This is a genomic window from Vibrio sp. NC2, from assembly GCF_025195005.1.
GTDB lineage: Bacteria > Pseudomonadota > Gammaproteobacteria > Enterobacterales > Vibrionaceae > Vibrio > Vibrio splendidus.
Window position 1 is genome coordinate 54,596 of the sequence record NZ_JANVFC010000018.1, and the last position, 21,889, is coordinate 76,484.

General features: G+C 44.1%; 21 protein-coding genes, 1 other RNA gene and 1 pseudogene. 11 read left to right on the top strand and 12 right to left on the bottom strand.

Going from position 1 to position 21,889, the window contains the following annotated elements; translation table 11 throughout:
• Positions 1–60: 60 nt before the first annotated feature.
• From NX845_RS18615 to NX845_RS18625, 3 genes and pseudogenes are all read left to right on the top strand, one after another.
• Positions 61–1,770, top strand: coding sequence for a chitinase (locus tag NX845_RS18615; RefSeq protein WP_260257065.1), 1,710 nt, complete (start codon positions 61–63; stop codon positions 1,768–1,770).
• 274 nt (positions 1,771–2,044) lie between these two features.
• A pseudogene (locus NX845_RS18620) lies at positions 2,045–3,594 on the top strand (Na+/H+ antiporter NhaC family protein).
• 640 nt (positions 3,595–4,234) lie between these two features.
• Positions 4,235–4,828 (top strand): acetate uptake transporter, encoded by a 594-nt coding sequence (locus tag NX845_RS18625; protein WP_017106470.1) that lies wholly within the window; start codon positions 4,235–4,237, stop codon positions 4,826–4,828.
• Positions 4,829–4,973: 145 nt separating this feature from the next.
• Here the strand turns inward: NX845_RS18625 and NX845_RS18630 are convergent, their stop codons facing one another.
• From NX845_RS18630 to NX845_RS18645, 4 genes are all read right to left on the bottom strand, one after another.
• Positions 4,974–6,521, bottom strand: coding sequence for a sodium:alanine symporter family protein (locus tag NX845_RS18630; protein WP_017084421.1), 1,548 nt, complete (start codon positions 6,519–6,521; stop codon positions 4,974–4,976).
• 456 nt (positions 6,522–6,977) lie between these two features.
• On the bottom strand, positions 6,978–8,348 hold the full coding sequence (locus NX845_RS18635; protein ID WP_065682667.1) for an MBL fold metallo-hydrolase: 1,371 nt from the start codon (positions 8,346–8,348) through the stop codon (positions 6,978–6,980).
• Between the two features lie 177 nt (positions 8,349–8,525).
• Entirely contained in the window at positions 8,526–9,293 is a 768-nt protein-coding gene (locus NX845_RS18640) for a 1-acylglycerol-3-phosphate O-acyltransferase (RefSeq protein ID WP_260257066.1), read from the bottom strand.
• A gap of 197 nt (positions 9,294–9,490) precedes the next feature.
• On the bottom strand, positions 9,491–10,429 hold the full coding sequence (locus NX845_RS18645) for a hypothetical protein (RefSeq protein ID WP_260257067.1): 939 nt from the start codon (positions 10,427–10,429) through the stop codon (positions 9,491–9,493).
• A 269-nt stretch (positions 10,430–10,698) separates the two neighbouring features.
• Here NX845_RS18645 and NX845_RS18650 point away from each other — a divergent pair, with 269 nt between their 5' ends.
• The 4 genes from NX845_RS18650 (at position 10,699) to NX845_RS18665 (ending at position 16,276) form a co-directional block, all read left to right on the top strand.
• Complete coding sequence (locus NX845_RS18650; protein ID WP_151408800.1) at positions 10,699–12,411, top strand: bifunctional 2-polyprenyl-6-hydroxyphenol methylase/3-demethylubiquinol 3-O-methyltransferase UbiG; 1,713 nt, start codon at positions 10,699–10,701, stop codon at positions 12,409–12,411.
• A 58-nt stretch (positions 12,412–12,469) separates the two neighbouring features.
• Positions 12,470–13,198, top strand: coding sequence for a DUF429 domain-containing protein (locus tag NX845_RS18655; protein WP_065682671.1), 729 nt, complete (start codon positions 12,470–12,472; stop codon positions 13,196–13,198).
• Between the two features lie 82 nt (positions 13,199–13,280).
• Positions 13,281–14,090: a M15 family metallopeptidase gene (locus NX845_RS18660; RefSeq protein ID WP_017079893.1), complete on the top strand. Its 810-nt coding sequence runs from the start codon at positions 13,281–13,283 to the stop codon at positions 14,088–14,090.
• A gap of 305 nt (positions 14,091–14,395) precedes the next feature.
• Positions 14,396–16,276, top strand: a complete 1,881-nt coding sequence (locus tag NX845_RS18665; RefSeq protein WP_065682673.1) for a RimK/LysX family protein — start codon at positions 14,396–14,398, stop codon at positions 16,274–16,276.
• A gap of 155 nt (positions 16,277–16,431) precedes the next feature.
• On the opposite strand, the gene NX845_RS18670 is transcribed toward NX845_RS18665, so the two are convergent.
• The 5 genes from NX845_RS18670 to NX845_RS18690 form a co-directional block, all read right to left on the bottom strand.
• Positions 16,432–16,569, bottom strand: a complete 138-nt coding sequence (locus tag NX845_RS18670) for a hypothetical protein (protein ID WP_165689832.1) — start codon at positions 16,567–16,569, stop codon at positions 16,432–16,434.
• A gap of 1 nt (position 16,570) precedes the next feature.
• Positions 16,571–16,714 carry a hypothetical protein gene (locus NX845_RS18675; protein ID WP_165689831.1) on the bottom strand — a complete coding sequence of 48 codons (144 nt, stop codon included), beginning with the start codon at positions 16,712–16,714 and terminating at the stop codon, positions 16,571–16,573.
• Positions 16,715–17,070: 356 nt separating this feature from the next.
• The gene (locus NX845_RS18680; protein WP_065682675.1) at positions 17,071–17,772 is read right to left on the bottom strand and encodes a hypothetical protein; all 702 of its coding nucleotides are present in this window, start codon (positions 17,770–17,772) and stop codon (positions 17,071–17,073) included.
• Positions 17,762–18,094: a hypothetical protein gene (locus NX845_RS18685; RefSeq protein ID WP_054542203.1), complete on the bottom strand. Its 333-nt coding sequence runs from the start codon at positions 18,092–18,094 to the stop codon at positions 17,762–17,764. The genes NX845_RS18680 and NX845_RS18685 overlap by 11 nt, the downstream gene beginning before the upstream one ends.
• Positions 18,084–18,557, bottom strand: a complete 474-nt coding sequence (locus NX845_RS18690) for a hypothetical protein (protein ID WP_102501608.1) — start codon at positions 18,555–18,557, stop codon at positions 18,084–18,086. The genes NX845_RS18685 and NX845_RS18690 overlap by 11 nt, the downstream gene beginning before the upstream one ends.
• A 296-nt stretch (positions 18,558–18,853) precedes the next feature.
• Between NX845_RS18690 and NX845_RS18695 the strand changes: the two genes are divergently transcribed.
• Together NX845_RS18695 and NX845_RS18700 are read left to right on the top strand one after the other, a co-directional pair.
• The gene (locus NX845_RS18695; protein ID WP_244343926.1) at positions 18,854–19,042 is read left to right on the top strand and encodes a YgjP-like metallopeptidase domain-containing protein; all 189 of its coding nucleotides are present in this window, start codon (positions 18,854–18,856) and stop codon (positions 19,040–19,042) included.
• Positions 19,043–19,082: 40 nt separating this feature from the next.
• Complete coding sequence (locus NX845_RS18700) at positions 19,083–19,346, top strand: M48 family metallopeptidase (protein ID WP_229649987.1); 264 nt, start codon at positions 19,083–19,085, stop codon at positions 19,344–19,346.
• A gap of 87 nt (positions 19,347–19,433) precedes the next feature.
• Here NX845_RS18700 and ssrA read toward each other — a convergent pair.
• Positions 19,434–19,800: a transfer-messenger RNA gene (gene ssrA, locus NX845_RS18705) on the bottom strand.
• Positions 19,801–19,866: 66 nt separating this feature from the next.
• On the bottom strand, positions 19,867–20,352 hold the full coding sequence (gene smpB / locus NX845_RS18710; RefSeq protein WP_004735156.1) for an SsrA-binding protein SmpB: 486 nt from the start codon (positions 20,350–20,352) through the stop codon (positions 19,867–19,869).
• A gap of 119 nt (positions 20,353–20,471) precedes the next feature.
• Here smpB and NX845_RS18715 point away from each other — a divergent pair, with 119 nt between their 5' ends.
• Both NX845_RS18715 and NX845_RS18720 read left to right on the top strand, forming a co-directional pair.
• Positions 20,472–20,900, top strand: a complete 429-nt coding sequence (locus tag NX845_RS18715) for an SRPBCC family protein (RefSeq protein ID WP_004735157.1) — start codon at positions 20,472–20,474, stop codon at positions 20,898–20,900.
• 3 nt (positions 20,901–20,903) lie between these two features.
• The gene (locus tag NX845_RS18720; RefSeq protein ID WP_065682677.1) at positions 20,904–21,221 is read left to right on the top strand and encodes an RnfH family protein; all 318 of its coding nucleotides are present in this window, start codon (positions 20,904–20,906) and stop codon (positions 21,219–21,221) included.
• Between the two features lie 216 nt (positions 21,222–21,437).
• Here NX845_RS18720 and bamE read toward each other — a convergent pair whose 3' ends face one another.
• Positions 21,438–21,797 carry an outer membrane protein assembly factor BamE gene (gene bamE / locus NX845_RS18725; RefSeq protein ID WP_004735159.1) on the bottom strand — a complete coding sequence of 120 codons (360 nt, stop codon included), beginning with the start codon at positions 21,795–21,797 and terminating at the stop codon, positions 21,438–21,440.
• Positions 21,798–21,889 lie beyond the last annotated feature (92 nt).

Consider the following 21,889-nt stretch of genomic DNA (forward strand, 5'->3'; position numbering starts at 1 on the left):
ATTTCACATGTGAAGCATACTCTTTGATGGACTTATTAAGGACAGATAAGAGAATCCATCATGTTAAAAATCAAATATTTGGCGACAGTGCTCGGCTGCACATTGGCAGCGCAAAGTCATGCGTCTTTGAACATCCAACCTGATCCGCAAAACCCGAATGGTTACCTTGTTGAAAAGTCGGCCCTACAAGCTGCTGAACAAGCGAAAACATCCGATCCTATGTATGCGATCTGGTCACAAGCATTACAGACTCGTCCCAATAGTATTGTTGAAGCGATAGAACCGGGCTTAGCCTCGAATCCTGAAAACGTGAAACGAGTCGAGCGTGTTTTCCCCCAATCTGAATGGGGTTTCCTCACTCAGATGGCAGCGTCAGAATATACTTACACTCGCTTCTTACGTGCGATTGGCAAGTTCCCAGCCTTCTGTGGAGAGTACACCGACGGCCGTGACTCCGACGCCATTTGTAAAAAGTCCATCATTACGGCCTTTGCTCATTTCTCGCAAGAGACGGGCGGTCATATCGCGATAGACAACACCTCTGATAACCCATTAGCTCTAGAAGAGTGGCAGCAAGCGCTGGTGCATGTTCGTGAAATGGGTTGGTCTGAAGGCCAAGAAGGTTATACCACGGGTTGTGGTCAGAACGATTGGCAGAATGCACGTTGGCCATGTGCCGCGGGGCAGGGTTACTTCGGACGTGGTGCTAAACAGCTTTCTTACCATTTTAACTACGGCGCGTTCTCGGAAGTGATGTTTGATGGTGATGCGACGGTTCTATTGAATAATCCAGGCTTGGTTGCTGATTCTTGGTTGAACTTGGCTTCTGCTATCTGGTTCTTCCTTACGCCTCAAGCTCCTAAACCAGCCATGCTGCACGTGATTGACCGTACTTGGACTCCCTCTCAACGCGAGTTGGGTGCAGGTATTGGTTATGGCTTTGGTACCACAATCAACGTGATTAATGGTGGTATTGAATGTGGTGAGCAGAACAAAGATAAAGGCCAACCCGTTAACCGTATTCGTTACTGGGAAGGGCTAGCGGCGCACTATCAAATTCCGGTAGAAGCGGATGAAGCCAATATTTGTTGGCAGCAAACGCCTTACGGAAGCTTGAATCTCAACGGCGCGACCGATGTGTTGTACACCAACTGGGATGGCAACTGGAAATACTACGCAGACCGCCCAGAAGGCTACTCATTTGAATGTGAGCTTGTGGGCTTCCAAACCGCTTATTCTGCGCTGGTGGCTGGCGATTACGAGAAGTGTGTGACCAACTTTTATGGTTCTCATGCGAGTTGGCCTGAAGTGAAAGTGGTCGATAAGCTGGATCCGGTAGATCCTGGTACTGATCCCGGTGGTAACGGTTGGAGTGCGACCAAGGTTTACAACGCTGGCGACCAAGTTACTCACAATGGTGCAACCTACGAAGCGAAATGGTGGACACAAGGGGATGACCCTGCCAATGGCGGCCCTTGGAAATTGGTTGCTGGAGAGCCAACTCCACCCGTGACAGATCCATCGCCAGTTGACCCTGCACCTGTCGATCCTGATCCGGTTGACCCAACACCAGTTGAACCACCTGTTACCGAGCCGCCTGTCGTCGTTGACCCATCGGTGTTTATCACATGGCAAGCGGGCGTTAGCCAAGTGAGTAACGGTGATAAAGTGACGCATAACGGCAAGTGTTTCGTGGCTAAAAACGGCCCAGGTGTATGGGAAAGCCCTGTTCAGTCGAATTGGTTCTGGGATGAAATTAGCTGTAATTGATCGTTTGAATACTGAAAAGCGGTCTAACCGACGAGTTCAGTAGTACGACCATAATGATATAAATAATCAAAAGCCGAAAGTTTCTACTTTCGGCTTTTTTTCGTTTCGAACTTGGCTATCTAAGGAGGGCTATTGGTCTATTTGGCTATGTTGAAGCGCATTCAAAGACTAATTATCCAGTTAGAGGATAAAGTTCTGTACAAATGGTAGTTGTGAATTTATATTCAAATTTAATTTATATTTATTCCTTTTATTTTAGGGTTAAGGTGTACCTATGGAACAGACAGATATCACGTCACTCATCCCCATTGTGATTACTTTAGTGTTGTCGTTGGCGACAAGGAATGTGGTGATAGGCTTATTTGCAGGCGTGCTGAGTGGTGTGGCAATGCTCACTGGTATGTTTAGCGAACTTAACCCGCTTGATACGTTTGGTACCATGGTGAAAGGTTACTTAGTCCCTCAACTTACCGACAGCTATAACGCAGGTGTGATCATGCTGTTGGTGTTCATCGGTGGCTTTGTTGCTCTGATGGAGAAGTCGGGTGGTGGTGTTGCGTTTGCAAAACGTGTTACTCAATGGGTAAGCAACAAATGCCAAGCTCAAATTTCAGCATGGTTGGGTGGAATCGTGATATTTTTCTCAGACTTAGGCACCCCTTTAATTGTTGGCCCTGTTTTTCGTCCTCTTTTCGATAAACTAAAACTCTCAAGACAGAAGCTAGCATTCATCATCGACTCAACCTCGTCGCCTGTTGCTATTCTTATCCCTTTCATTGGGTGGGGCGTTTACATCATGAGTCTAATTCAAAAAGAGTTCACGGCGTTGAATGTCAACATGTCTGATTGGGATGCTTTCATCGGTGCAATTCCTTTTCAGTTCTACGCATTCCTAGCGATTTTCATCGTCCCGTTAGTGTCCGTTAAAGGTTTAGATTTTGGGCCAATGGCAAAAGCTGAGCGTGATTGCCAAGCGGGAATTAACTCTGGCGTGAATAACGAATCACTAAATCCGTTCTCGCATAAAAATGCAAAGGCATCTTTTGTCTGGGCACCATTGTTAGTGATGCTGGTGGTGTTGTGTGCGATGTTAGTTCCTCAAGGCTTCCCATTCCAAAAGGTCGCGGGTTCATCGTTCAGAGCTGCTTTATCATCGGCTTACTTCTTTGCGGCGATTACCTTAATCTCGCTAATGGCTTACTACGGTGTAAGAAAGCTTTCAGATGGTGTTTCTGTGTACTTAAAAGGTATGGGAAACATGATGCCAGTCGCGATCATCTTGGTATTGGCTTGGGCATTAAGCACCGTTGGTAAAGAGTTGGGTGCAGCGGCTTATATTGCTGAACAAGCGCAAAGTGGTTTCCATACTGGTTAGTACCAGCGGTCGCTTTTTTGTTGTCGGCGATTATTTCATTCGCAACGGGATCGTCGTGGGGAACCTTCGCGATAATGATGCCATTGGTTATTCCAACCGCGATTGCGATTGATGCACCGCTACTCGTCGCAATTGGCGCTGTGTTGTCTGGTGGTTTGTTTGGTGACCATTGCTCACCGATCTCTGAAACAACGATTCTTTCTTCAACCGGGGCAGGGTGTGACCAGTTTGAACACTTTAAGACACAGCTTCCTTATGCGTTGATGAACGGTTCGATTGCTCTGATTAGTTTTGTAGTGGCAGGCTTTACAGGAAGTGCATTGGTTGTGTTAGGCGCTCTTGTTGCTCAGCTTATCCTTGTGACTCTGTTAGCTAAACGAGATGCGAGTAAAAACGCTTCTTCAGAAGTTCAATCTCCAGTGTCTGAATCTAAACCACAACAAGCGTAATTTAAGATTACAGGAGAGGGCGAGATTCCTGATATCTCGTTCCTCGATTCTGAAATGACGATTCAATGAATAGATACGGGATGCGAGTAAACGGGTAACGAAAAGCTCGCCCTATTATTACTCGTGTTTGCTATTTAGTTTCACGCTTACTCAATCTCAATACGCTCTTCGTATCTCGTTACCCGCATCTCTAGGCCAAACCTCGTCATTCCCTACAGTGAGGAACGAACGCGATAGGGAATCTCTTGCGTTTATCATCGGTGTTTTTGCTTAAGGAGATTCCAGACATTTCGTCCCTCGATTCTGGAATGACGACTGAGTGAGTAGATACGGGATACGAGTAACGAAGAGCTCGTCCTCTGTTGCCTACGTTTGCTATTAAGGGGGCGCTTACTCAAATCTAAAGACTCTTTTCGTATCTCGTTACTCGCATCTTTTTTATAGCGTGATAGGGAATCTGCTTACTTATAGTTTCTATGAATTAATTAGCGTCGTTATGAAACTAATTTTCCATAGGATCATTTACACAATCTTAGTTTTCGATAACTGGATTATCCTTTATGGCGGTTTATAGATTAAAATTTTCTTACAAATTTTATCGATTTTTTTTAATCAACCACTTTAATAAGGTAAATTCGCAATGTCGACCAAACTAGCTAACCCAGCGCCACTAGGCTTAATGGGTTTCGGTATGACCACTATTCTTCTTAATATCCACAACGCAGGTTTCTTCCCAATGGATTCAATGATCCTTGCGATGGGTATTTTTTACGGTGGTTTGAGCCAAGTTATCGTGGGCACAATGTGTTTCAAACGTGGTGACACGTTCGGTACAACTGCATTTACTTCTTACGGTCTGTTCTGGTTGTCTTTGGTTGGTTTGATTGTAATGCCTTACATGGGTCTACCAGCAAGCCCTGCAGCATTCATGGGTTGGTATCTACTATTATGGGGCATCTTCACAGGCTTCATGTTCATCGGTTCTCTATGCTACCCAGTAGCGAAGCAGGTAGTATTCGGTTCACTAACTATCTTGTTCTTCCTACTTGCAGCTCATAATTTCACGGGCAGCTCTTTGATCGGCACTATCGCTGGTTTTGAAGGTATCTTCTGTGGCGCTTCAGCTATCTACTTTGCAATGGCACAAGTAATCAACAACGAATACGGCCGCACAGTACTGCCTGTTGGTGAGAAGAAAGCACCTCAAATGGCAACACAAGAAATCGCTGCTTAATGCTCTAACTTGGGAACAGTTAGTTTGTTATAAGCCGTTTATTGGTTATGAATAAAACAAAAGGGGTTAGCTGAAATGGCTAACCCCTTTTTTATGCGTTATTAATAGCGCTATTTGTTAAAGCGATCTATTTGCTAAGGAAAGCTTAAGCTGAAGGTTGCTCTACAGGTTTAGTGTCTGCAGCTTCTGCTTCAGGAGACTTGCCTGTTTTACGCTTGTACTTCTCTTCCCAGTAAGTAGCACCTTTAATGCCTAGTTTTACAGGGTTGAATGTGTACTCAGTTACGCCTTGTTTCTGCTGTTCTTCGTAGTCTGCTAGCGCTTTAAGCGCAGGCTTAGACATGAAGAAGATGATCAGAATACCAACGATGTTTAACCATGCCATCAAGCCAACACCAACATCACCCATTGCCCATGCAAGGTTAGCTGTTTTGACTGTGCCATAGAAAACCGCAGTGATAAGAACAAGCTTAAGTACGAACATCATGCCAGGGATCTTGATGGTACGACGTAGGTAAGCAATATTCGTTTCTGCGATGTAGTAGTAAGCAAGAATCGTTGTAAATGCGAAGAAGAACAGAGCAAATGCGATGAATGGCTTACCAATGCCTGGTAGTGCACTTTCAATAGCAAGCTGTGTAAATACAGGACCATTCGCACCAATGTTTGCTGCTAGGTTCTGAACAAGGAACACACCTTCAGCGCCGCCGTGAACGTTGTAAGCACCAGTGATGATGATCATGAACGCTGTAGCAGAACATACTAGAAGAGTATCGATGTAGATAGAGAACGCTTGTACCAAACCTTGCTGAGCTGGGTGATCGACATTTGCCGCTGCTGCCGCGTGAGGACCTGTACCTTGACCCGCTTCGTTTGAGTAAACACCACGCTTAACACCCCAGCCAATTGCAGCACCAAAGCCCGCCATAGGTGTGAATGCATCACCAAGAATCATTCCGAAAACAGCTGGCACTTGGCCGATGTTTAGCAAGATGATAACGAACGCGATAATGATGTAAGCCAATGCCATGAATGGAACAACAATTTGTGTGAAGTTCGCAATACGTTTAACACCACCAAAGATGATGAAAGCAAGGATGATAGCAACAACAGTACCAGTGAAAATTTTAGCGAAACTGAATGTACCGATAGCTGTTTCAATCATGTCGCCTGAGCCAAATGCAGCTTCTACAGCATTACCAATACTGTTTGACTGAACACCTGGAAGCAAAATACCACATGCAAAAATAGTCGAGATAGCGAAGATCCATGCGTACCACTTCTGGCCCATTGCTTTTTCAATGTAGTAAGCCGGACCGCCACGGAACTGGCCTTCGTCTTCTTCTTTGTAGATTTGCGCTAGCGTAGATTCTGCGTAAGCAGTCGCGGCGCCAAAGAAGGCTACAACCCACATCCAGAATACTGCACCCGGGCCACCGAAACCGATAGCGGCAGCAACACCAGCAATGTTACCTGTACCTACACGGCCAGATAGCGAAACGGCAAGAGCTTGGAAAGACGAGATGCCTTTTGCAGAGCTTTTACCTGATAGTAGCAAGCGCCACATTTCAAAGAAGTGACGGATTTGAACAAATCGAGTCATGATGGAGTAGAACAAACCTGCACCTAAACATAGGTAGATAAGTACTGGGCTCCAGATTATTCCATTCAAAAAATCAACGAATGACTGCATGAGTATTTTCCCTGTTAGTTTTACTTATGATTGTTTTTCGAACAACACAATACTTCACTTGTAACCCAAGTGTTAAATTATTTAACTGCGCATTAGGATTACTGTGACATAAAGCAAGTTACAGAGGGGGTTTGTTAACGCTTAGTTCTAATTCGATAATCGTTCCATTTAACTTTATATGCAATTGTGTGTATTTGTTGGCGTTTTGCAGAGTGAATAAATAGTGATTAATACAAAAATGGAAATTTGAGCCATGCAGAAGAGACAAAATCGAGAAAAACAGCGGTTAAAATCGCTTAGCATGAACGGCTGATATATGAGTGGTGAGATGGATTTGATTGGAATATATCACCTGCATCGAGTGATCTCGCAGGTATAAGAAACTGTGTTTTTTGAAGGTTCGATAGTTGAGGACTTCATGTTTACTGAGTGAAAGTGGCTAGTTTGATGCGTGTTTCAAACAACCACAAACCCTCGCTCCTTTAGTTCTTGAGCGAATTCAGACTGAGTATTTGGCTCACCGTGAATCAAATGCACCTCTTTCGGTGGAGTCGCGATGCCTTCTATGAATCGGTAGAGATCTTCTTTATCGGCATGAGCTGAGTAGCCAGACATGCCATGAATTTGAGCATTAACCTCAACGTCTTTGTTATCAATAAAAACCTGTGTTTTACCTTGTTGCAACTCACGCCCGAGCGTTCCGTGTGCTTGATAGCCCGCTAAAATGACATCGGTGCGTTTATCTGGAAGCAAAGCCGATAAGTAGTTCATGATCCTGCCGCCCTGACACATCCCAGAAGCTGCAACCACAATTGCGGGTTCACCTGTCGACTTAAGGCGATTAACGATTTTCTTGTGCATTCTATGCCCATCAACAGTAATGCATTGTTCAAAAGCGAGTGGGTGACGTTTCAGTTCAAGACGTTGCTTTGCTTCTTGCCCCCACAACTCTTTAAAGCGTCGGTATGAACGCGTCACTTTCTGAGCCATAGGTGAGTCGAGAATAATAGGAATATCGCTGCTGAGTTGATGCTCAAAGATCAGATTTTCGATATCAAACAGCAGTTCTTGTGTTCTGCCGATGCTAAAAGCCGGAATTAAAATAACGCCACCATCAAGTAGTGAACGATCAATAATTGCCTTGAGACGCTCAGATCGCGTAGCAATATCATCATGTGTACTGGTGCCGTAAGTTGATTCGATAAATAGGTAATCGGCTTGTTGTGGTGGCAGAGGATCGGGCAGCAGTGGTGTGTTAGTTGGGCCCAGGTCGCCAGAGAAGACTACGACCTCTTGGCTTGGTAACTTAATCTCTATATAGGCCGAACCTAAGATATGCCCTGCAGGTTGAAAACGGGCATACAGAGTATTTAGCCTGTGATGACCCTTTCCGTTGTTTTGCTGTGTGGACGTGATGGGAAACCATTCCCCGTAGGGCTTGGGAGCTATCAACGAATGAATCTTTTTGAGTATCAGCTTCGATTGTTTATTGCTGAGCCCTTGTAGTTTTAACCCATCCTCAATCATTAAAGGAGCGAGTTCGGCGGTGGCTTGCGTGCAATAAATTGGCTGGTTAAATCCACTGGCGAGTAACCAAGGTAATCGGCCAATATGATCAATGTGGGTATGGGTCAGCAGCAGAGCGTTGAGGTGGGAAGTTTCAAATTCAATCTCAAGAGGGCGGGTGTCCGAACCTTGAATCTTTTTGCCTTGAAGATCTGAACCTTGAAAAAGGCCACAGTCGATGAGCACCGCTTGGCCTGAATCTCTTAGTTCGTGACAAGATCCGGTGACAGTATGTTTTCCGCCATGGTGAATCACTTCCATCGTTTACTCCCATTGCTCTTTAAAGCCATTAACGCCTGTTTTTATTTTGCGGATAAGCGCCGGCATGTAAAACAAGAACAATGAGAGTTGCGATCGTTGAGTGTCTTTTAAAGTAATTGAGCGATGACTCAGTGTATTCGTTGCGAGTTAGCTCTTGTTCCTTCTGTGACTACCTTGTTAGCGCGTAGAAGAACGGTCTGAATCCAGCTCTGGATTTTGTTGAGCCTCTATACGAGCCACTTCGGCATCAAGCTCTGCTATTTTTTCAGCCATGATTGCGTGACAGCGATTGGCCAGTTCTCTAGCGTCGCTGATCTTGTAGCCAGTCACATCGATAGGTTCAAGCATCTCGGTGATCACAACGCCATTATTAACTCGGTTGAGGTCAATCTTATTGTGTGTGGTGCTGGTACACATCGGGGTGATAGGCACGCCAGCTTCAATCGCCATTCGAAAAGCGCCCGTTTTGAATGGCAGTAGTCCACGCCCTTTACTGCGCGTTCCTTCAGGGTAAACCCAAACAGACAGATCTCGCTGATGAATGGCTTCTGCCACTTGCTTGATGGTATCGCGTGCTTTGGATTTATCTTCGCGGTTAATCATGATGTTACCGGTGATCCAATACAGCAGACCAAAGAAAGGGACATACAACAAATCGCGCTTGCCCAATGAAACAGTGCGAGGTCTTAGCATTCCTGGGTCGGTCACAAAGTCTAATATGCTTTGGTGGTTAGAGATGTAGACGCTTTTTTCTGATGTCGGCGCATTGTCTAGGCCGCGCTGCATCAGTTTTACACCGACGATCTTTTGTAGCTGGTTGAACCAACGACAGAAAACGTACACATGCTTGGGGTTCTTGGGGCTAAACAAGCAGTAAACAAAAGCACAGAGGGTGGTGAAAATAATAAACACCGTAGCCAAAATAATACGAAGAACAGCAAGCACAATTCACTCCTTACTCACCGCAAGATGGCAGTGATTAAATAGTTTTAGATGCTTGAAGTTTTTACTCTATTTAACCGAATTGCAACAATTAACTGTTATAGGGTTCTGTTTTTAGATCTTTATATAAAACAAGGACTAACAATGGGTGTTTGACACGATCATCGAGCTTACACGTGTTCACCAGTAGGTAGGCATGTTCACCAATACTGTTTATTTGGATCCGACTTTTCTATCCATTCAGGATCTTGACGCGACTCTAAATAGAGTTGTAGGCCGTTATAAGACATGAAAGCCGCAGGGCCACCAAGATGCTCGAAATAGTCAAAATAATCATCCTCGAGCGCACAAAGGTGAGCTAAATCTTTAACGTTATTCATCATTGCCCATTGAATGGCAAATACAGGCGCTATTGAGCCTGAAATACTCACCTCTTCGACATTTGGGTTGAACAGTGAATTGGCTTGTTCAAGCTGTATCTCTTCTTGCTCAGACTCTTGCTGTAACACCTCTTCGACGATCTCTGAGCGTTTGGTATTAGAGACATTCTTGTTCAGCTTGGCGATTCGAAGCGCGTAGCTAAAACGGTCTGTTGAAACGATGTCGACAAGTTGCGATAGCAGCTCTTTGTCTACGCCCGCAGCCTTAGTGAAATAATCGATACACGAATTGATTGAAGCATAACGAGTACCGTCGAATTCAAAGCCACTGGTTTCGTCGTAGACCTCGATTACAATGTCATCAACCGATAAAGGCCAACCTTTATAGTCGATTCGCTGTTTGGCGATTTGATACATCTTCCAAGCACTGCGCCCAAACCCGCCAAGTGTCGAACCTGAAAAGTCAGAATCAATAAGCTCTTGTTCCGTCCAGTTCTCACCTATGCCTAGGTGCTTTGCGTACTTATCGATGAGTGCGTGTTTTATCTGATCGCGCACAGCCCAAATTGAGGTTAGATCCTTTGCATACCTAACACTCGCGCACTCCTTGCAAGCAGGCAGTGCAATCGGTGAATAGTCTATCTTGGCAATAGCCTGAGCAATCTTAGGGAATTCAACAACATCATTGGAAGGTTCACCACAAAACCAACAGGTGTGGCGCAGGTTAAATGGGATGTCTATATACGAATATGTGGTCATTAGTCTTTATCGGCTGGGGGTTTGAGGTTGGTTTAATTATCAAAACAATTATCCCTGTTCGCGCGTCAGCTTGCACCTTGTTTATTTTTGTTTTGCTGACGAAACTGATTCGTGATGTGACTCGCCTGATGAGCTCATTAGGTGGATATTGATATAAAACAGTCACTAACGATAAATATTGATTGGTGTGGCTGAACTTACATGAGCTGCTAGCAATCGCCTTAGCTCCCCATTACTATTGAGATAGACTCCTTACCCCAATAGCGCATATGTCCTCATCGATTCCTTTTTACGATAAAAATGCTCACACACTTTGTGAACAGTACAACTCAGTGACGTTCGAGACGGTGCATAAAAGCTGGCAAGCTTATTGGCCTTTAGAGGGCGATAAAGTACTAGATGTTGGTGCAGGAAGTGGTCGTGATGCGCTATGGATGCACAAAGCCGGAGCTGATGTTATTGCGATAGAACCAAGTGCTTTATTACGCGAACAAGGCTCTAAATATACAAGCCCAAGTGTTACCTGGATTGATGATTCACTTCCCTCGCTTGGCCGCACTGAAAACCTCGGAATGCGTTTTGACTTGATATTGGTGAGCGCAGTATGGATGCACTTAGCCTCGTCTCATCGAGAGCGTGCATTTAGAAAGTTGTCTAACTTGCTGGCTCCAAATGGCAAGTTGGTGATCACTCTGCGTCATGGGGAGTTTCAAGACAGTCGACAAGGTTATGAAGTCTCGATTGAAGAGCTCGAGCGTTTATCAAAAAACAGCGCCTTGTTGGTTCGTCATGTTGATGATAGCCAAGATACATTGAACCGCAGTGAAGTGTGGTGGCAAACCGTGGTGATGACATTGCCAGACGATGGCTCCGGTGATTTGAACAAGGTGCGCCACATTATTGTGAATGACAACAAGTCGGCCACATACAAGTTGGCTTTGTTGAGAACGTTACTGCGAATTGCGGATGCTCATTCAGGCGCTGTGATTGATCGAACTGATGGGAAAATTTCTCTACCAGTGGGCTTGGTCGCTCTGTATTGGGTAAGGCAGTTTAAGCGTTTGATTGATATCGACATAGAAGGCGTCGGGATTCAGCAAAATAGCAACACAATGAAAGGACTTGGGTTTGTAAAAGAGGATGGGTGGAATAAACTCAAACACTTAAGTGCTGATGATCTAGCGATAGGCGCTATGTTTCTCGGCGATGAAGCTAAGGCTCTACAAAAGCTATTTTCACAAACGATCAGCACCATTAAATCAGGACCTGTGACTTTCATTTATCAAGGCTCGAAAGACAACCGACTATTCGATATATACCCACCTCACAAACGACGGAAGAGCCGAGAATCACTGGTCATTGATAGTGAGTTCTTAGAAAGCTTTGGTTATTTCACTCTCGATGAAAGCTTATGGGAGTGCTTTAGAATCTACCACTCTTGGATTGAACCACTGGTGGTGAATCAATGGGTCATGGAGATGCAGCGTTTCGAGTTGAACCGACAGCGAAGTATCTCACTACAGACTTATCACGACTGCTTGGTATGGATCGATCAAAACCATGATACTCGCGATGTGCGTAAACGTGTCGAGCAACTTAGATATGATCGTGCCGACATTGTTAGCGTATGGAGTGGAAAATCATTAAAAAATGAGTATCACGTTGATCACTGTTTGCCTTTCGCTTACTGGCCAAACAACGATAAGTGGAACCTCTTTCCTACTACAAGCAAAGAGAACTTAAGTAAAAGTGACAAAGTTCCTACGGCTGAAAAGCTACGCTCGTCTAAGTCGCGGATTCTAGAGTGGTGGCAACTCGCTTGGAACGATTCGGCTCATTTTGAACAACAATTCTTTTCAGAAGCCGCTCTTTCGTTACCTAACATCCCTGCGAAGTGTCGAGACTTTGAAGAGGTGTTCGATGCAATGGGCTTGCAGGTACGTGGTGTAAAAAGCAGACTGCTGATTAGTGAGTGGCACTGATCATTAAGTGGGCTAGTTATCCCAAATAACCCTCAACAAAATAATCATCGAGAACATAATGAAATACATCGGAATTGATGGCTGCAAGGCGGGTTGGATCGCTTGGATTGTCTCTGGCAATGAGATACCTACGTTTAAAGTGGTAAACACCCTCGATGAGTTGGTTGATGAATTTGCAGGTTCGACGATGTTAATCGATATGCCGATTGGCTTTAGTGACTCGCTCACTCCAGATAGGTTATGCGATAAAGCAGCAAGGCGCTTTCTAACCAACAAGCGTGGCTCTTCCGTTTTTCCTGTTCCGTGTCGTGAGGCGGTTTACCAAACCGATTACATCGCAGCGTGTGATGCTAATGTGGAGCAGCTTGATAAGAAGTTTTCTAAACAGACTTGGGGAATTGTGCCCAAGATCCGTGAGCTTGATGAGCTCATTGAAATTCATCCTAATCTTTCTATCAGGGAATCACATCCTGAGGTGGTGTTTGCAGCTTTGAAAGGCGAACCGCTGACCTTTTCAAAACGAACGCAAGAAGGTAAAGAGGAACGGCTTTCTATTATTCAGCAACTCGCCTCTCAATGGTGTGACGGCTTGTCGTTGGCCATTTCAAATACCAAGCGTAAAGACGTCGCGATAGATGATATTTACGATGCTTTTGTACTGATGTTGATCGCCTATTACGCTCCGCAATTATCGACCTTACCTGAACTTTCTGATGTTGGTGGAGAAGCGGATGTCGACCAGAACGGACGAGTTCGAGAGATTGTCTATTGGAGTAAAGCGCGCTAACAAAGCGTGCGCTCAACTTGGCTTAATATGCTATTTTCCAACTTCTGCTACTTTTCACTCTTACTATTTTTGAGTCTTTGATATGAAACGTTTTATTGTCGGCTGGCTGGCCATTGTGCTCAGTGCTGCGACTTATGCCCAAGTTGCCCCTATATCTCAATGGCAATGCGACACGATGAAAAAGAACAATGTCTTGAGTAGTGGCGCGCCTGTTGGTTGTGAGCGACTATCTAAGGTGGATTTCGATTTCATTAATTTCAAAGGGGAAATGCAACAGGGCAATATGATCGTGCTTGATGTTATTGCGCCTGCTGTTGAACAAATCTTTTCAGAGCTTAAACAGCGCAATTTCCCTCTTCATTCTGCTCGCTTAATGCGTGAATTCAGAGGTGACGATAACGCCTCAATGGACGCGAACAACAGCAGTGCGTTTAACGCTCGTCCTATTACAGGCGGAGGAGGTTGGTCGAAGCATGCCTATGGTGTGGCAATCGACATCAACCCAGTTCAAAACCCTTTCTTAGAGTTCGATAGCAACGGAAAAATAACGGTAAAGCCTTCACAATCTGCGACAAGTTATGTGAACCGTACTCGCTTTCGTGCGCGTGATGAAATAGAACGCAGCGGCATGGCAGAAGATGTAGTGGCGCTGTTTGCCCATCACGGATTTATGATCTGGGGAGGGGATTGGAATAGCCCCATCGATACTCAACATTTTGAGGTCGGCTCAAGAAAGTTCGTCAATCAACTGCTCTTTAAACCAAAACCTGAAGCCAAGGTGTTATTTGAGCGTTACGTCGAATCTTATCGACAGTGCTATCTCAAAAATAAAGGTGAGGACGCAGAAAAAGCTCGGGCTATCTGTGCAAAGAAAACAGTCGGGACTTTTTAGTGCTATGTTTATCTAGAACCGTTTGTGTTTTAGCAAGTTAAACTCGCTTCAGGTGTGTTTTGAATAGCTAAGGTCAGCGCTCGTCGTTGGCCTTTTTTGTATTCATTTCTCCAATAGAACACCGAGCATTGAAAAGGTTATTGGGTATCCATTAGTCAATAATCGATAAGCGAATGCAGCGCAAAGTCATCGGTTTGTCATTGAAAAACTCATAGCGTTAACGTTTTGTGAGAACCATTACTGGTGGGGGAACTCTTTACCGAATCGCCAGTATTATTAGTGAACTGATCACAACGGACCAACTAATGAAAAAGATACCTTTGGCTCTAACTCTTTTAAGCACTCTACTTTTTTCACAATATACTTTGGCTACTGATACTTCACCTACCACTCAAAACCCGACTTACGAACTCGATGGTAAGGCGGTATTAGGCCGTACAGAGAATGTGTACCTCTCTAGCGTTCAAGGGCTTAAAGACGTTCCTTTCATTGGTAAAATTGATACCGGTGCAGAAACCACTTCTATGCATGCGGAAGACATTCATGTGAAGAGCACGAATGCCGATTACAAGAATCTTAAAGACAAAGAGTTGATGGCGGCGTTAACCGAAGACTTGTTGAATAATTCCGATGTTGATTACGATGATTGGGATGGCAGTACCTTTGCGAAATATGAAGCTGTGGTGTCTTTTAAGGTTCAAAACCCACGTACGGGAGATATGGTATTAATCGAAGCGCCTTTAGAGCGTGTCAGCATGATACGAAGCCGCACCAGCAGCACACCTTTACTTCGTCCTACCGTAAAAATGTCGCTCACCATTGCAGACCAAGAGCTAAAAACCGATGTTAACCTGACCGACAGAAGCCACTTCTCTGCGCCAGTATTGATCGGCAAAACCTTCCTTGCTGACAACGCTTTAGTGTTTGCGGGCTATGACTACTTGCAAGAGCAGGAAAACGCGACCGTTGTTGGCCGAAAAGAGGTGGTGTCTATCTCTGGAATGGCGATGAACGCGACCTTCTCATTAAAAAATCGCTACAGCATCCTTCATGCAAAAGACATCGATGTAGATAAGAAGAACAGTGAAGTGACGTTTGATATGTTCGACAACGATGGCAAGCAGAAAGAGATGACACTGCCATTAGTTCGCATGTTAAGCGTGAGTGGTAAGAAAAGGCCTTTGGTGTATGTGCCGGTTCAACTCGATGAAAACACAACTAAAGACGTTCTGGTGTACCTACGTGAGCGCTCGAGTAGTGAGTCGCAGTTGAGATTTGGTACCAGTACCGCCAGTGAACTCTTCATGATTGATACCAATGCAGAAAATATTCTTTCTGAAGGTTCAGAGAGCTTTAGTGATGTTGCTAAAAAGAGTGAACCTTTGGTTATTTCTCCAGAAGAGGACATCACCCTTGATGACTTCCCTCTAAAGGCCGTTGCCTCATTCACTGTCAACACGCCTTTGTTGAAGGTCGACAGTTTTGAAATGACAGGTAAAGGCAAAGATGCCTCCGTTGAATTTTACCTTACGGATGTAAACGGTGAGAAGCAGAAGGTGACCAAGCCAATTATTAAGAAGCTTAAAGTCGGTGATGATACTCGTCCGGTTGTGAGTGGTGAGTTTGCGGTCTCTGGAAACGTTCGTACGCAAGAATTTGCCATCGATGTACTCAATACGAATGAGAAAGAAGCGTACTTTATTTTAGGCAAGAAGATGGCAAAAGACGGTGTGTATGTGAACACTCGCTCTGACTATCTTTTGAAAGCTGAGCCTTTGTTTAAAGTTGGGCACATTGAAGTGGTTGAAGTGAACGGCATGAAGTTCCCGGCCAAGCTCGACACGGGCGCGGATGTGAGCTCAATGAATGCAGTCAACATCAAACGATTTAAGAAAGATGGCCAAGACATGGTGAGTTTTACCTATCAAAACAACCAAGGCGATAAGAAAGATTTCACCAAGCCAGTGATTGATGTAATGCGCATTAAAGCCAAGAAAGGCGAGAAGGTGAACATTCGCCCTGTAGTAGAAATGAAGGTTAAGCTCGGAGACTTAGAGAAAGAGGTGAGGGTAAACCTTCAAGATCGCTCTCGCTTTGAATACAGCATGATCCTAGGTAAGAACTTCTTGAAGCACGGCGCGGTAGTGAGTAGCGATGAAGATTACTTGTTGGGTGATATGGATTAACACCTAAACTTCTTTAAGTTCGTTCTAGAACAGTTTAAACAGCCACACATTTCAGCAACGGGATGTGTGGTTTTTTATTGAGAGCCTAAACGGCTAACCATCAATGCCTTGTGAACAAGTTAAAAAAAGCGGCTCCTTAGAGAGCCGCTTATTACTTAGTCATCACCTAAATAATCATCATTATTTGGGTTATGTGCATCAGACCAATCATCCATATCAGCATCGTTGTTTGGGTTGTTGATATCTGACCATACATCGAGCTCGTCTTGAGACATATCACTTGAGTTTGGCATATTATTTCTTCCCTTGTTGATTAGGGTTTAGTTGTTTACCGCGGTTGCCTTTGTTCTGATCATACTGACGGTTAGTGCCGCTTGTTCCCTTGTTGGCATTAGGGATGTTTGCTGCATTGTCTGCTGGTGTGATTTTCTTAGCCATTGTCAATTTCCTTGTTTAATAACTAGCCTTGCGGATTTGTTTAATGATTCGCTCAAATCCTTGCCTAGTTGTGATTGCTTTGGGATAAAGCCCATCAGGAGCAACACGCCAAACAAACCGGAACCCTCTACCCAACTTAAACCTAATATAGGTCGGACAAGAGCGGATCTTCTTACCCCCTAAATTTGGGTATAAAGCTCCAGCTCGGAGTTGGGCTTCAATACTGAAAGCTCGCTCTGCATAGCATGGAGGGAGTTGAGATTGGAATGTATCAATAAGCTGTTTAGTTGAAGTCATTCTTGCTCTCCCTGATGAACTGATAGCAAGAATGATTGAGTGCACTGCACTCGCAACAACTAATTTAATAAATTATTTAATAGGTCATCGAACTCGACGGCTTCGAGGTATTTCTGCTTGATAAGGGTTTGGTATTGAGCCAGCGCAGGAGTTGTATTTCCTAGAGAGCATGCTGCAAGGTAGGCTTTTTCTATATCCTGATTGAAAAAGTGCATGATCATTGATTCACCTTGTGTCAGCAGGGCGCTTTGAGCCAATAGAGCCTGCATTACACTGGTTACACCATTGAGAGAAAGTTGCGGTAACTCTTGAAAAGGGTTTGGTAATTTTTCTTTACTCAGGTCGATGTGTTCTGATTTTAATTTTACGATCAGTTCTGACAGCGCAGTCGTTTGAATGCCAACTGCGAGAATAGATTGTCTACCCATGACGACTGTTTCTAAAAAGTCCGCTGCTTCTATGCGTTTTTTTGAATGAGAAAAGATCTCTTTGACTCGTTTACTATCAGCAAAGAACCCTTGTAGCAAGACGGCATTATGGAGTTTGGTTAGGCTATTACTTGCAATGAGCAAGTTGTTCTTTGTTGAGCCCAGCGCCATAGGCTCTTTTTTTACCTCAAAGAAACCTTTGCTTCTTACTAGTGGGTACACCAAATCTTTGAATGATTTATGTTCGGCTAGCTTTATGTTGAATAGCTTCTTAATTGCATCAGGCGTTGAGATGTAGCTATCGGTTGAGGTGTAGCTATCGTTAGATTTCACACGATAGCTCCAATAGTTTTCGCTCTGGCAACGGCTTATCTTTTAATGACTCGCGTGCAATAAACTGTGCTCGCTCATACCAATCTGAACGGCAGCCATATTCGGACTTTTCATATTGGTCAATCACTCCCAAGCAGTATCCTGCACGTAAACTTTCTGATAGCGATGTGGTTTGTGCCGCTAACAATCGTTTCGAACTTTTGGAGTCATAAATATTGATAAGTTCAACACAGCTATCGACCAGAGAGAGTTTTTTAGCATTGGAAACCATTGGTAAGATCGCTAGTGCAATAGCAAGCATGGCGTGTTTTTTATTGAGCATTTGTTACCTCAGCGTCCGTTTGTGCTTGTTTAGTATCGTTGTCGTTATTTGGGGTTTCTAATGGGGTTTCTAATGGGGTGTCTGAGCCTGGGTTTAGAATCAGATCCTGGCTTGGAACTGCAATATACAAGCACAGTAATACAATGCTGAAAGAAAAGATTTGGTCGTAACTTTGCTCTAGCAATAACAGGTTTTTAAAGTGCTCGGTACCTTCGAATAGGTCAATAAAAACAATCGTACTGGCACAAAGTAACGCAGCCGTAATGAATTTTCCGTGCCATAAAAACGGGGTGCTAATGATATGCCACCAGCGAAGTGAGGTTTGTTTTGTATATACCCAATAGCGTTTTAGCAACACAAGAAATGAGATAAAAAAGATAATCTCGATGGTTGATACATCAGAGAACCCATCTTGATATTCAAAAATATTGAGTAATTCAAAACTGATGACTGCAATACTCATACTGACGAGGAAAATGTAAATTAACGCTTTTAAAATAAATCCTAGCAAGCGACTTAATGTCCAATCAGCCTGCTGTAAATAGTGTTTTAAAGAGGGCGTAGCCAATTTGGGCTTCGGGGTATCGTTGTTGATAGTGCTCTGCTCATGATTTGTTTACGTAATAGATATTTTACATACATCACGGGTGTTTAATTGCATAAAAAATAGATATTAATATGAAATGTTATGCAAATCATGGATTGCATCGATGATTTGTTGTGTTTGCACTCTTTCATTGCCCCACCAGCCCTACGACAATGCGAGAGTATGTGTCAGGTGAGTCATTGCCATACTTAGGGCGGAATTATCGCTTAAAAGTGCTAAAAGGCGACTTAAAGCCTACAAAACTACTTAATGGACGTTTTACGGTCACCGTTCCCGACCCATCCACACAAACGCACTATATTCGCCGAGCTTTAACGAATTGGTATAAGCAGCCATGCTGATAAGAAGATTCGAGAGAAGGTAAGGCGTTACGAATCGTTGGTGGGCGTTGAAACGGGAGTTGTTCGTACTAAAGAGTTTAAGAGTAGATGGGGCAGTTGTACCCCTTACGGTGATTTAGAATTTAACTGGGTGATTGTCATGGCTCCCAACAGGGTTGTTGATTACGTAGTGGTGCATGAGCTTTGTCATCTAATCCACCATGACCATTCGCCACAGTTCTGGAAAGAAGTTGAACGAGTCATGCCCGACTATAAAGAGCATAAAGAGTGGCTTAGAGGAAATGCACAAAATCTAATCATATAGTGCGTACGTTCACTAATGTAAAAAGACATCCTCAAATGAGACATAAAAAAAGGGCCAACTCTTTCGAGTTGGCCCTTTCCAAACGTTTGGTGGAGCTGGCGGGAGTTGAACCCGCGTCCAAAAATCATTCATCATTGGTACTACATGCTTAGTCGATCTTTAATTTCACCAGCAACCTGCGAACCGACACGCTAGTTAAAGGCTAACCTGAATTGTTATTCGCGCTTTTCCTCTCAGGTGGGAGAATCCGCGCTAGCTAGTTTGGGTTTGATCTCTTATTGGTCCCCGTCTTACGAGCGGAAGCTAGGGTAAGAGAGCTCTGAGCAGGTTATTAAGCTGCTAGTGCGTAGTTTTCGTCGTTTGCGACTATTTTTTTGCGGCTTTTAACGTGGCCAACCGCCCCACGGCATGCACCTCAGACTTCAAAATTCCTGTCGAATCCTAAATCAGCCCCAAGTGTTATTTGCATAGTACCAGAAAAGCATTGCCTGTCTAGCACTGTGCGTTTAAGTGCTTAAAATTAACGCAAATTACTCTTCATAATTCGTGCTTTATCTCTCGCCCAATCTTTTTCTTTCATATCAGTACGTTTATCGTGCAGCTTTTTACCTTTCGCTACGCCAACTTTAATCTTCGCCCAAGAGCGAGACCAGTAAAGCGCGGTTGCGACAAGTGTCATGCCTTCACGGTTAATACGACCGATAAGGTTATCGAGCTCTTTTCTCGACATAAGTAGTTTACGGATACGTGTTGGGTTCGCCACGATATGAGTACTCGCCTGAGTGAGCGGAGTGATCGTCATACCACTGATGAATGCTTCGCCGTCTCGGATGTAGACGTAGCTTTCTGCGATATTGGTTTTGCCTTCACGTAGGGATTTTACTTCCCAGCCTTGTAGCTCAAGCCCCGCTTCTATCTCATCATCGATGAAATATTCGTGGCGAGCTTTCTTATTAAGCGCAATGGTATTACTACCGGCTTTTGATTTTGATTTATTCTTTGCCATAATGGCCTCATTATACGGATTGCACCCTAGTTGGGGAATCCTTTTTATTTGCGCTCTGGCCCAATACAATTAAAATTGCAGTTTGTGTTAATGTAACGCTGTCTTTAACAGGAGTCTATATGCCAAAGGTTACTCGTTCAGCATTAGTGTCGTTTAGTGCCGACCAGATGTTCAGCTTGGTCAATGATGTTGCTCGTTATCACGAGTTTTTGCCAGGGTGTTCTGGTTCACGTGTGATCGAATCTTCAGATTCAACTATGGTGGCTTCGGTTGATGTCTCTAAAGCTGGTATCAGCAAAACATTTACCACATCGAACCGCTTAGCAGATGGTGCTGAGATCTTGATGGAGCTGGTGGATGGCCCATTCAAAAAACTGCAGGGTGGTTGGTATTTTACTCCGCTCGATGAGCAAGCGTGTAAGGTTGAGCTTAAGTTGGAGTTTGAATTCTCTAGCCGAATGATTGAAATGGCATTTGGTAAGGTTTTCAATGAGCTGACGAGCAATATGGTCAGTGCTTTTACTCAACGCGCGAAACAGGTTTATTAAGCCATGACTATTGAATCGGATATGATCCACGTAGAGGTTGTGTTTGCGCTTCCGCACGAGCAGCGTGTGTTTACCTTGGTGGTGAACAAAAACGCGACTGTGGAAGAGATTATTGCGCAGTCTGGTGTTTTGGAACTGTATCCAGAAATCGACTTAGCGAAAAACAAGGTTGGCGTATTCAGCCGTAACGTTAAGCTAGATGCGACGGTTCGTGATAAAGATCGTATCGAAATCTACCGTGCACTGTTAGCCGATCCAAAAGAGATTCGTCGTAAGCGTGCTGAGCAAGCGAAAGCGAAAGCAGCAGCGGCTAAATCGTAATGCTAAACAAATTCGACTAAGAAGAGAGCTCGCTATATTGGCGAGCTTTTTTGTGCCTGTTAGTTAGACAACGCAGCTAATTTGTTAGCAGATATTAAAAAGCCTGCTCGTGTTAGCAGGCTTTTGCGATTCTTGCTTTGTCGACCGATAGCTTTGTCGACTGATAGCTTTATCGGCTAAGAGCTTTGTTGACTGGAAAGCTTTGTTGGTTGAAAGCTAGCGAAGGCTTTCGAAGAACTCATCACTGGCTTCAAAATCACCGTTGATCGTTACTAGAGTGCCTGTGGCATCAAAGTTAACGACTAGGTTTTTCTGAATAGGGTCTTCATGGCCTTTTTGGTGGTGATAAATGTAATACCACGTATCTGGGTAGCCGTTTTCGATAAGCATTGGTGAGCCCATAACGTAACGAACTTGTGTTTTTGTCATGCCAAACTTGAGCTGATCGACAGCTTCTTGTTCAACATAGTTACCCTGATTGATGTCAATTCGATAAACCAACTTCTCTAGTAGAGAGCAACCGGTCAACATTGTTAGTGCAAGTGGAACTGCAACTAACCACTTTTTAATTCGCATAGTTTGAGATCTTTCTTCGCTAAAATACTGCCTGATAATAAACAAGCTCCAGCAAGAAGTAAAAAGCTCCTTGCGCTTTGAGCTTGTTATGA